We start from the raw sequence: 1,471 nt of genomic DNA on the forward strand, positions 1-1,471 counted from the left end.
GGGTGGAAGGTGATGCCCGCGGCGCTCCAGCGGGGGCCGTGCCCGGCGAGGCGGCGGCGGAAGGACGCCCAGTCGTGGGTGCGCCGGGGCGACCAGCCCAACTCGGCGATGGCGGGCAGCCGGGGCAGCAGCATGAACTCGATCTCGGCCAGCGAGGTCACCGACTCGGTCCAGAGCGGGGCCTCCACGCCGAGCACCGCCTCGGCCGGCACGGCGGTCAGGTGCGTGCCCGGATCCCAGTCGTACGCCCGGGCCACGTCGATCAGGCCCGCCCAGTCGTGCCCGATCGGGGTGTCCGGGGCGTACTTCATGTCCAGGTATGCGCGGTTGCCGGGGGAGAGGATCACCCGGGCGCCGCGCCGGACCGCCTCGGCCACCACGGGGTCGTCGCCCCCGGTGCCCCACCACTGGAGGACCCGCCCGTCGGCGTGGCGGGCCGGGGCGATCTGGTGCCAGCCGATGACCGTCGCGCCGGTGGCGGCGACGATGTCCTGCGTCCGCTCCACGAAGCGGTTGTACGCGTCGGCGGGGACCTTGAAGGCCTCGTCCCCGCCGATGTGCAGCCAGGGCCCGGGGGTGAGTGCGGCGACCTCGCCGAGCACGTCGGCGACGAAGGCGTACGTGCGCTCGTCGGCCGGGTCGAGGTAGCTGAAGCCGACCTCGGTGCCGGTGTACGGCGGCGGCGCGACCCCGCCCGGCGCGAGCTGCGGGTACGCGGTCAGCGCCGCGTTGGTGTGGCCGGGCAGGTCGATCTCCGGGACGACGGTGACGTGCCGGCGGGCGGCATAGGAGACGATGCGCCGGTAGTCCGCCCGGGTGTACGCCCCGCCCGGTCCGCCGCCCACCTCGGTCGCCCCGCCGACGGCGGCCAGCCTCGGCCAGTCCTCGACGGCGATTCGCCAGCCCTGGTCGTCGGTGAGGTGCAGGTGCAGGTGGTTGAGCTTGTACCGGGCCAGGTGGTCGATCACCCGCAGCACGTCGGCGACGCCGAAGAAGTGCCGCGCCACGTCGAGCATCGCGCCCCGGTAGGGGAACCGAGGCCGGTCGACGATCACCCCGCCGGGCACCGACCACCGCTGGGCCACCGGGGCCGGGCTCTCGATGGCGGGTGGCAGTAGCTGGCGGAGGGTCTGTACGCCGTGCAGGAGGCCGGCCGGGGTGGCCGCGGTGATGCGTACCGCGTCGGGGGTCACGTCGAGCCGGTAACCCTCCGCGCCGAGCCGCGCGACCGGGGTGACCCCGTCGGGGCCGGCGGTCGGGGCGGCCGGGCCGGGGCCGTCGCCGGGTGTGCCGGAGAGCCGGAGGGTGAGCCCTTCGGCCGGCGGTGCGGCGTCGGTCACCGGGATCGGGTAGCCGGTGGCCGGCCGCAACAGGGCGGCGAGCTGTTCGGCGACGTCCCGGGCGGCCGGGTCGGGGCTGACCCGCACGGCCGCGTCGGCGGGCAGCGTGAAGTCGGCGGCCGGGGCCGGCT

Annotated in this window: 1 protein-coding gene; it reads right to left on the bottom strand. The window is 76.3% G+C overall.

Features of this window, described 5'->3' with window-relative positions:
- The coding region (locus E1258_RS32590) for a beta-N-acetylhexosaminidase (protein ID WP_132407818.1) at positions 1–1,471 on the bottom strand (1,471 nt) is incomplete at both ends.

It is taken from the genome of Micromonospora sp. KC207 (assembly GCF_004348615.1).
Taxonomy (GTDB): Bacteria; Actinomycetota; Actinomycetes; order Mycobacteriales; family Micromonosporaceae; genus Micromonospora.